This window comes from Pseudomonas sp. PAMC 25886, from assembly GCF_000242655.1.
Taxonomy (GTDB): Bacteria; Pseudomonadota; Gammaproteobacteria; order Pseudomonadales; family Pseudomonadaceae; genus Aquipseudomonas.
In genome coordinates, this window is record NZ_AHHC01000075.1 from 1 (window position 1) to 10,323 (window position 10,323).

Consider the following 10,323-nt stretch of genomic DNA (forward strand, 5'->3'; position numbering starts at 1 on the left):
AGAAAGCAGTGGACGCGACAACTACCCTGACACCGGGGGGAGCGGGCACGGTCAAATGTGGGAGCTGGCTTGCCTGCGATGCAGACAACTCGGTACATCAGACACACCGAGGTGATGCCATCGCCGGCAAGCCGGCTCCTACAGAAAAGCAGCTCTGCTTTCGCTTTGGCTTTTGCTCTGGCTTCTACCACTCAAGCCGGCCTGTAGGCCGCTGTGCTCTTGCTTTTGATCTTGATCTGGCTCTGACTGCCCCAATAAGCCCGAGGCCGAACGCAGGTGGTGCGGAGCGGGTAAACCGGCAGGACGCCGGTTTAGCCGCGCTGGGCCAAGGATGGCCCATCGCGGCGGCCCGCGGAGCATCGCCGGAGTGAGGGAACGCCGAGCCACAGCGAGGCGCCGACAGGCGGGGCAGAGCGTTTTGGTTACTTTGCCGCTTTTGCAAAGTGACTCGCTGTAAGAGCGAAACCATAGGCAGCCGTTACCGAAGAAACGGATATGCACCCCGCCAAGTCACACCGACAAATACCGACTGATAGTCGCCTCATCCACCCGATCCCGAGTTTCCTCGATCACAAACCTCCCCTTCTCAATCACCAAAAACCGATCAGCAATTTCCAAAGTAAACGACAACACCTGCTCAGAAACAACAATCGTCAAATCCCGCAAATTGCGAATCTCCTTAAGCGTACGAGCAATGTCCTTGATGATCGAAGGCTGAATCCCCTCAGTCGGCTCATCCAGCAACAACACCTTCGGATTGGTCGCCAACGCCCGAGCAATCGCCAACTGCTGTTGCTGCCCCCCAGACAAATTCCCACCCTTGCGCGAACGCATGTCATACAGCACCGGAAACAACGCATACAAATCCTCAGGCACCCTGCCCCGAGCCGAAGCCGGCAACCCGGTCTGAATATTCTCCAACACACTCATGCTGGGAAAAATCATCCGCCCCTGAGGCACATAGGCAATCCCCCGCTCCACCCGCTCATGGGTTTCAAGCTTCGACACATCATGCCCATCCACACTCACCTGCCCCTGCCACTGCGGCAAAATACCCATCAGGCTCTTGAACAACGTGGTCTTGCCCATCCCGTTACGCCCCATCACCGCGACGATCTCACGCTTGGCCACGTTCAGCTCCAGGTCGTGAAGAATCTGGCTCTGCCCGTACCCGCACGACAGTTTGTCGATCTTGAACATGCCCGACTCCTCAGTGGCCCAAATACACTTCAATGACTTTCGGATTGCTCTGCACCGACTCCATGCTGCCCTCGGCCAGCACTTTGCCCTGGTGCAGCACCGTGACCTTGTGGGCAATGCTTTTGACGAACTCCATGTCGTGCTCGATCACCAGCACCGAGCGGCCCTGGCTGATGCGCTTGAGCAACTCGGCGGTTTGCGCGCGCTCGTTGACGCTCATGCCGGCCACCGGCTCGTCAAGCATCAACAATTCGGGGTCTTGCATCAGCAGCATGCCAATCTCCAGCCACTGCTTTTGCCCGTGGGACAGCAGGTCGGCCTGCTGTTGCAACAAGTCGCCGAGGAAGATTTCCCGGGCCACTTCCTCGACCCGCGCGATCACCTGGGCGTTGCGCTTGAAAAACAGCGCGCCCCACACCTTGCGCCCGGCCGGATACGACATTTCAAGGTTTTCAAACACCGTCAGGTTTTCGTAGATAGACGGGTTCTGGAACTTGCGCCCCACGCCGGCCCGCACGATGTTGTATTCGCGCATTTTGGTCAGTTCCTGGCCGTCGAACTGGATGCTGCCGCTGGTGGCGCGGGTCTTGCCGCAGATCAGGTCCAGTACCGTGGTTTTGCCGGCGCCGTTGGGGCCGATCACCACCCGCACTTCATTGCGGTCGATATACAGGTTGAGGTTGTCGACGGCCTTGAAGCCGTCGAATGACACGGTGAGGCCTTCGATGGCCAACACCGGTTTTTTCATTTCAAAACCGACAGCGGTCATGGCTGTGTCTCCAGGATCTTGGCTTCAGCCTTGGGCTTGATCTTCGCCGGTTCGACGTTTACCACCGGTGTGCGGCGCAGCAGTCTGGCCAAGGCCTGGCGACCATGGCTGTCCCACAGCCCGGCCAGGCCGTTGGGGAAGTACATGACCACGGCGATAAACAGCCCGCCCATCAGGTACAGCCACAGCTCGGGGAAGGATTCGGAAAAGTAGGTCTTGCCGTAGTTCACCAGCAACGCGCCGTACACCGCCCCCAGCAGCGACATGCGCCCGCCAACCGCGGCAAAAATCACCATTTCGATCGACGGCACGATGCCCACGAACGACGGCGACATAAAGCCCACCTGCAAGGCAAACATCGCGCCGCCAATCGCCGAAAACGCCGCCGCCACGCAAAACACGAAGATCTTGAAACTGGCCACGTCATACCCGGAAAACCGCACCCGCTCTTCCTTGTCGCGCATGGCCATCAACAGCCGGCCAAGCTTCGAGGCGAGGATAAAGCGGCCGATGAAAATGCAGCCAAACAGCAGGCCGGCGTTGATGAAGTACAGGATCATCTTCGCGCCGTCGCCGCGCAGGTCCCAGCCCAGCAGGGTCTTGAGGTCGGTGATGCCGTTGACGCCACCGGTGAGGCCTTGCTGGCCAACGATCAGCACCGTGAGGATCAGTGCAATCGCCTGGGTGACGATGGAGAAATACACATCGCCCACCCGCCGCTTGAACAGCGCCATGCCGATGATGAATGCCAGCAGCACCGGCACGGCGATCACCGCAAACAGGGTGAACGAGAAACTGTGGAACGGTTGCCAGAGCCACGGCAGCTGGGTGATCTGGTTCCAGTCCATGAAGTCCGGTATGCCCGGGGTGGACTGGATCTTGGTGCTCTCGGGGTCCGAGGCCTCAAGTTTCAGGAACATCGCCATGCAATAGCCGCCGACGCCGAAAAACACGCCCTGCCCGAGGCTGAGAATCCCGCCATAACCCCAGCACAGCACCAGGCCCACCGCGACGAACGCGTAGGTCAGGTACTTGCCGACCATGTTCAGCCGGAACGCGTCCAGGGTCAGCGGGAACACCACGAGGATCAACACCGCCAGGAGCATGATGCCGATCAGGTTTTGCTGGCCGCCCAGCAGCTTGTCTAAAGCCTTCATCGGTTCGCCTCTACTTGCGCACTTTGATGGAGAACAACCCTTGCGGGCGCAGCATCAGGATCAGAATCACCGACGACAGCGTCAGCACCTTGGCCATCGAGCCACTGAGGAAAAACTCCGACAGCGATTGGGTCTGGGCAATCAAGAACGCCGAGGCGATGGTGCCGAACAGGCTTTGCGCGCCGCCAAACACCACCACCAGGAAGGTGTCGACGATGTACTGCGAACCGGCGGTCGGCCCGGTGGAGCCGATGGTGGTGAACGCCGCACCGGCCACGCCCGCCACGCCGCAACCGAGGGCGAAGGTCATGCGGTCGACCTTGCGCGTATTGATGCCCACCGCGCGGCTCATCAGGCGGTTTTGCACGGTGGCGCGCACTTGCAGGCCCCAGCGCGAGCGGTAGAGCATGACGAAGATCGCACCGGTCAGCAGCAGGGTCAGGCCCATCATGAACAGGCCGTTGCGCGGGATTTCGATGGCGTCGGTGAGGTTCACCGAACCCATCAGCCAGGCCGGCGGTTCGGCACTCACTTCACGCGCGCCGAACACCGAGCGGAAGGTTTGCTGCATCACCAGGGACAAGCCCCAGGTGGCGAGCAAGGTGTCCAGCGGCCGTTTGTACAAACGGCTGATCATTGCCCATTCCACCAGCCAGCCCACGGCGCCGGCGACGAGGAATGACAAGGCAATGGCAAAGAAAAAGTAATACGGCTGGAAGCTCGGCGCGAAGTGCGCGGTGAGGCTGGAACAGACGTACGTGGTGTAGGCGCCAATGGTCAGGAACTCGCCGTGGGCCATGTTGATCACGCCCATCTGGCCGAAGATGATTGCCAGTCCCAATGCCATCAGCAACAGCACGCAGAACACGGACAAGCCGTTGAACCCCTGCATCGCCGCGATGGCTCCAAATTCCGATAGCCATTCCATGATGATGGTCTCCTGAGCGGGAGGTTGAAATGCGGACTGCTTTTGCCTGTGTTTTTATGTGGGAGCTGGCTTGCCTGCGATGCAGGCGACTCGGTCATTCAGTTGCACCGAGGGGATGCCATCGCAGGCAAGCCAGCTCCCACACAAACCCAGTTCCAACCGTTAGATCAATGCCAGATCCAGGGTTATTGGTAGCCTTTCGGGAACGGATTCGGCTCGATCAGATCCGACTCGTAGATCACCTTGAACTGGCCATTGGGCTGCACTTCGCCGATGCGCGACTTGCTCCACAGGTGATGGTTTTCGTGGATCTTCACGTAGCCTTCCGGCGCGTTTTTCAGCTCGATGCCTGGGGACGCGGCGACGACTTTATCCACGTCGAAGCTGCCGGCCTTTTCCACCGCCGCTTTCCACAACCACGGGCCGAGGTAGGCCGCCTGGGTCACGTCGCCGATGACTGCGTCCTTGCCGTACTTGGCCTTGAACGCTTCCACGAAGGCTTTGTTGTTCGGGTTGTCGAGGCTCTGGAAGTACTTCATCGAGGCATAGAAGCCGGCCATGTTTTCGCCGCCGATGCCCAGCAGTTCGTCTTCGGTCACCGACAGGGTCAACAGGGTTTGCTTGGACGCGTTCACACCCGCCGCGTTGAGTTGTTTGTAGAAGGCCACGTTGGAGCCGCCCACCACGGCGGCGAACACCACGTCAGGCTTTTTCAGCTTGACCTTGTTGATCAGCGAACCGAACTGGGTGTTGCCCAGCGGGTAGTAGTCTTCGCCGACCACGGTACCGTGCAGGACGTTTTCAATGTGCTTGCGCGCGATCTTCATCGAGGTGCGCGGCCAGATGTAGTCCGAGCCCACCAGGTAGAAGGTTTTGGCGCCCTTGGTCTTGGCGATCCAGTCGAGGCTGGCGAGGATCTGCTGGGTGGCTTCCTGGCCGGTGTAGATCACGTTTTTCGACTGCTCAAGGCCTTCGTAGAAGGTCGGGTAGTAGAGCAGGCCGTTTTCTTTCTCGAAGATCGGCAACACGGCTTTGCGCGACGCTGAAGTCCAGCAGCCGAACACGGCGGCCACCTTGTCGTTGACCAGCAGTTTCTTGGCCTTTTCGGCGAAGGTCGGCCAGTCGGACGCGCCGTCTTCCTGGATCACCTTGATCTGCCGCCCGAGAATCCCGCCCGAAGCGTTGATCTGCTCGATGGCCAGGCGTTCGGCCTGGATCGAACCGGTTTCGGAAATCGCCATGGTGCCGGTGGCCGAGTGCAACTGGCCGACGGTGACTTCGGTAGGCGTCACCGCCAGACCATCGTTATCGGCCATGACGCCATGGCTGAACAGACTCGCCGCCAGCAGTGATAAGGCCAACAACGGTTTGGAGCGGATCAATCGTGATTCCATGGGGCGACTCCTCTGCAATGAGGGGTTCAGCATGGCGGCAGGTGGCCACGGCGGGTATACGCAGCCTGACGTAACGGAGTACGTCATTTGACGTATGCCGTTGCGCACCATTTTCGAGCAGCCTGTGGTGAGCGGGCTTGCCCCGCGCTGGGCTGCGAAGCAGCCCCAAAACCTGCCGGCTCGGTTTGTCTGAAGATAAGCGGTGGCTTTGGTTAGGGCTGCTTCGCAGCCCAGCGCGGGGCAAGCCCGCTCACCACAGCAGGCTCCCTCGCCACAAAGAGCCCACCCCACAGGAATGGGGCACGAATATTGCTGCCATCGCCTTATCCTTGCAGGAGTTCTCCACCGTGCACCCCCTCCCCGGCACCCAGCGCATCGTCAAGATCCGCCGCGACTACAACTCCTGGGTCGCCGACGAGACCATGGAAGACTACGCCCTGCGCTACACCCCGAAATCCTTCCGCAAATGGTCGGAACTGCGCATTGCCAACACCGCCCTCGGCGCGGTGTCGTTCCTGGCGCTGGAGGCCATCGGCGGCGTGTTGGCCTTGAGCTACGGGTTCACCAACACTTTCTGGGCGATCCTCGCCATCAGCCTGGTGATCTTCCTCACCGGCCTGCCCATCAGTTATTACGCCGCCCGCTATGGCGTGGACATGGACCTGCTGACCCGCGGCGCGGGCTTCGGCTATATCGGTTCCACCATCACCTCGCTGATCTACGCCAGCTTCACCTTCCTGTTCTTCGCCCTCGAAGCGGCGATCATGGCCCTGGCCCTGGAGTTGTATTTCCATATCCCGCTGGCCATTGCCTATGTGATCTGTTCACTGCTGGTGATCCCGCTGGTGGCCTACGGCGTGACCCTGATCAGCCGCCTGCAACTGTGGACCCAACCGCTGTGGCTAGTGCTGTTGGTGCTGCCTTACGGCTTCGTACTGTGGAAAAACCCCGAGGCCTTCAGCGACTGGACCAGCTTCGTCGGCCGCAGCAGCGACGGCGGCGACTTCAATCTGCTGTCGTTTTGCGCCGCCTGCACCGTGGCACTTTCCTTGGTCACGCAAATTGGCGAACAGGTGGACTACCTGCGCTTCCTCCCGGAAAAAACCGCCGCCAACCGCAAACGCTGGTGGGCAGCGCTCTTATGCGCCGGGCCCGGCTGGATCGTGCCGGGCGCCCTGAAGATGTTCGCGGGGGCGTTCCTGGCCTTCCTTGCCCTGCAACATGAAATCCCCATGGAGCGCGCCGCCGAGCCGACCCAGATGTACCTCGTCGCGTTCGGCTATGTGTTCTCCTCCCCCGAATGGGCCTTGGGGGCAATGGTGCTGTTCGTGTTCATCTCGCAGATGAAAATCAACCTGACCAACGCCTACGCCGGCTCCCTGGCCTGGTCGAACTTCTTCGCCCGCGTGACCCACAGCCACCCCGGCCGTGTGGTGTGGCTGGTGTTCAACGTCGCCATCGCGCTGATGCTGATGGAGCTGGGGGTGTTCGATGTGATCGAGCAGGTGCTGGGGCTCTACGCCAACATCGCCATCGCGTGGATCGGCACCCTGGTGGCGGACCTGGTGATCAACAAACCCCTGGGCCTGTCGCCCAAGCACATCGAGTTCAAGCGCGCGCACCTCTACGACATCAACCCGGTGGGCGTCGGGTCGATGCTGATTGCCTCGCTGCTGTCGATCCTCGCCCACTTCGGCCTGTTCGGCGCCCTGTCCCAGGCGGCGCCGCCGTTTGTCGCGCTGGGCACCGCGCTGGTCATGGCGCCGCTGCTGGCGTGGCTGACCAAGGGCCGCTACTACATTGCGCGCAGCAGCGAGGCACAATTGATTCACCCGCAACCCGGCACCGGCCTGGTGATCTGCGGGCTGTGCAGCAACCCGTTTGAAACCGCCGACATGGCGTTCTGCCCGGCCTACAGCACGCCGATCTGCTCGCTGTGTTGCTCCCTGGATGCGCGCTGCGGCGACCGCTGCAAACCCCACGCCCGCCTCGCCAGCCAGTTCGAAGGCGTATTGCGCTGGTTGCTGCCGACCACGTTGGTGCCACGCCTGCATACCCGGCTGGCGCACTACCTCGGCTTGTTACTGGCGCTGGTGCTGATGCTGGCCGGGGCACTGGCCCTGATCTACATGCAGGCGGCCCAGGGCTTGCCCCATTCGCAAACCTTGTACCAGGCGTTTTTCAAGGCGTTCCTCACGCTCTCGGTGTTGGCTGCCGTGCTCGCCTGGTGGGTGGTGCTGACCCGTGAAAGCCGGCGCGTCGCCCAGGAAGAGTCCGACCGGCAAACCTCGCTGCTGATGCAGGAGATCGCCGCCCACAGCCTCACCGACCAGGCTCTGCAACAGGCCAAGGAAGCCTCGGAAGCGGCGAACGCGGCCAAGAGCCGCTACGTCACCGGGCTGTCCCACGAGCTGCGCACACCGCTCAACAGCATCCTCGGCTTCACCCAGATCCTGCAGCGCGACAGCGCCATGCCCGAGCAGCATCAGGACGCCCTGGCGACCATCCTGCGCAGCGGCTCGCACCTGTTGTCGCTGATCGACGGGCTGCTGGACGTGGCCAAGATCGAGGCCGGCAAGTTGCGCCTGGAACTCACCGAAATCCCCTTCCCGGAGCTGATCCACGACCTGGAGCAAATGTTCACCCCCCAGGCCGAAGACAAGGGCCTGCGCTTTCGCCTGGACTGCGTGGGCAAGATCCCTGCCGTGGTGCGCGGCGATGAAAAACGCGTGCGGCAGATCCTGATCAACCTGCTGGGCAACGCGATCAACTTCACCGACAGCGGCGAGGTGCGCCTGCGGGTCAGCTACATGCGCGAAACCGCCAACTTCGAAATTATCGACACCGGCATCGGCATTGACCCCGAGCAGATCGAGCGGATTTTCCAGCCGTTCGAACGCGGCGACCTGATGCGCCAGGACAAGGGCGTGGGCCTCGGCCTGACCATCACCCGCATGCTCACCTCGCTGATGGGCGGCGAATTGCGGGTGGTCAGCGAACTGGACAAGGGCACCTGCTTCCAGGTGCGGCTGTTCCTGTCCCAGGTCCGGGTGCCGCAGGCGGTGGTGCATGTGGAGCACGACATCATCGGCTACCACGGCGAACGGCGGCGCATCCTGGTGGTGGATGACCATGTGGACCATCGCAAGGTGCTCAGCGGCATGCTCACGCCTTTGGGCTTTGAGGTGTCACAGGCGAGTAACGGCCAGGAGGCGATCCGCCAGGTAGCGCTGCTGTCGCCGGACCTGATCCTGATGGACCTGTCGATGCCGACCATGGACGGCTGGGCCACCAGCCGGATGATCCGGCGTAACGCGCTGTCTACCGCGCCGATCATCGTGATCTCGGCCAACGCCTTTACCGACGACCGTGAACGCAGCATCGCCAGCGCCTGCAACGACTACCTGGCCAAGCCGGTGCGCACGCCGGAATTGCTCGGGCGCCTGCAACTGCACCTGGATCTGCAGTGGCTGCGGCGCAGAGCACCAATCGTCGCGCCGGTCGCCACACCGGGCGTGCTGCCGAGTGCCGAAGACCTCGCCGTGCTCGCCGAACTGAGCGCCATCGGCTACGTGCGTGGCCTGCATGAAAAGCTCGACGCGATCGTGCTGGAAAGCCCAGGCACCACGCCGTTCATCAACAAGCTTCGGGCACTGCTGAAAAGCTTTCGCCTGGAAGAACTCAACCGAATCCTGAAGGAGGCCGAAGATGAATGCCTTGACCCGCAGCGCTGAGCCCGGCGTGGTGCTGATTGTCGACGACACCCCGGACAACCTGGCGATGCTCTCCGACGCGCTGGACGACGCCGGCTACATGGTGCTGGTGGCGCTGGACGGCCTCAGCGCGCTGAACCGCGTGCAACGCCGGCGCCCGGACCTGATCCTGCTGGACGCGGTGATGCCTGGCCTGGACGGCTTTGAAACCTGCCGCCGGCTCAAGGCGCAACCGGCCAGCGCGGACATTCCGGTGGTGTTCATGACCGGGCTGACCGACAGCAAGCATGTGGTGCAGGGGTTTGAGGTGGGTGGCAGTGATTACGTGACCAAGCCGATCCAGACTGATGAGGTGCTGGCGCGGGTGGCGGCGCATTTGCGCACCTCGCGGATTTTGCTGTCGGCGCGGGCGGCGACGCAGCCGAGCGTGATCACCCTGGACGATGAGCCGGCGCACAAGCTGCTCTCGGCGCGGTTTCAATTGACGGAACGGGAAGTGGAAGTGCTGCGCTGGGTGGCGTGTGGCAAGACCAATCGGGACATTGGCGACATTCTCGGGTTGAGCCCGAGGACGGTGAACAAGCATCTGGAGCATGTGTATGTGAAGTTGGGGGTGGAGACGCGCACGGCGGCGACTTCGGTGGCGATGGCGGCGATGAGTCCGGTGCGTTCTCAAACGATGGCGACTGTCTAATGTGGGAGCTGAGGGTTCTGTTGGTGTGTGCTGGGGTGAGTACATATCCATTATTTAGGTAACGGCGGCTATGGGTTCCGCTCTTACAGCGGGTCACTTTTGAAAGGAGCCCAAAAGTAACCAAAAGGCTCTTGCCCCACCACTCGGCACCTCGCCTAGGCTCGGTGTGCCCGCACTCCGGCATTACTCCGCGGGCCGCCGCGACGGGGCGTCCCTGCCCCGTCGCGGCTAAACCGGCGTCCTGCCGGTTTACCCGCTCCGTACTACCTGCGTTCGGCCAGCGTGGTTTAACGGGGCGCCTAAGATCAAAATCAAAAGCAGATCAACAGCACAGCGGCCTACAGGCCGGCTTGAGTGGTGTGAAGCAAAGGCAACATCAAGATCAAAATCTACAGCCAGAGCGGGCACGGTCAAATGTGGGAGCTGGCTTGCCTGCGATGCAGACAACTCGGTACATCAGACACACCG

At 61.7% G+C, this 10,323-nt stretch carries 7 protein-coding genes; 2 read left to right on the forward strand and 5 right to left on the reverse strand.

What is annotated here, in order from left to right:
• Positions 1–510 precede the first annotated feature (510 nt).
• The 5 genes from urtE to urtA all read right to left on the reverse strand — a co-directional run bounded on the left by urtE (position 511) and on the right by urtA (position 5,448).
• Positions 511–1,200, reverse strand: coding sequence for an urea ABC transporter ATP-binding subunit UrtE (gene urtE, locus MUM_RS0124730; RefSeq protein ID WP_010175249.1), 690 nt, complete (start codon positions 1,198–1,200; stop codon positions 511–513).
• Between the two features lie 10 nt (positions 1,201–1,210).
• Positions 1,211–1,969 (reverse strand): urea ABC transporter ATP-binding protein UrtD, encoded by a 759-nt coding sequence (urtD, locus tag MUM_RS0124735; protein WP_003218258.1) that lies wholly within the window; start codon positions 1,967–1,969, stop codon positions 1,211–1,213.
• Positions 1,966–3,126, reverse strand: coding sequence for an urea ABC transporter permease subunit UrtC (gene urtC, locus MUM_RS0124740; protein ID WP_010175251.1), 1,161 nt, complete (start codon positions 3,124–3,126; stop codon positions 1,966–1,968). Before urtC ends, urtD begins: the two co-directional genes overlap by 4 nt.
• A 10-nt stretch (positions 3,127–3,136) precedes the next feature.
• On the reverse strand, positions 3,137–4,054 hold the full coding sequence (urtB, locus tag MUM_RS0124745; RefSeq protein WP_010175252.1) for an urea ABC transporter permease subunit UrtB: 918 nt from the start codon (positions 4,052–4,054) through the stop codon (positions 3,137–3,139).
• Between the two features lie 185 nt (positions 4,055–4,239).
• Complete coding sequence (gene urtA, locus MUM_RS0124750) at positions 4,240–5,448, reverse strand: urea ABC transporter substrate-binding protein (RefSeq protein WP_010175253.1); 1,209 nt, start codon at positions 5,446–5,448, stop codon at positions 4,240–4,242.
• A 347-nt stretch (positions 5,449–5,795) separates the two neighbouring features.
• Here urtA and MUM_RS0124760 point away from each other — a divergent pair, with 347 nt between their 5' ends.
• Together MUM_RS0124760 and MUM_RS0124765 are read left to right on the forward strand one after the other, a co-directional pair.
• Complete coding sequence (locus MUM_RS0124760; RefSeq protein WP_010175254.1) at positions 5,796–9,182, forward strand: ATP-binding protein; 3,387 nt, start codon at positions 5,796–5,798, stop codon at positions 9,180–9,182.
• Positions 9,157–9,855 carry a response regulator gene (locus MUM_RS0124765; RefSeq protein ID WP_010175255.1) on the forward strand — a complete coding sequence of 233 codons (699 nt, stop codon included), beginning with the start codon at positions 9,157–9,159 and terminating at the stop codon, positions 9,853–9,855. The genes MUM_RS0124760 and MUM_RS0124765 overlap by 26 nt, the downstream gene beginning before the upstream one ends.
• The last annotated feature ends 468 nt before the right edge of the window (positions 9,856–10,323 follow it).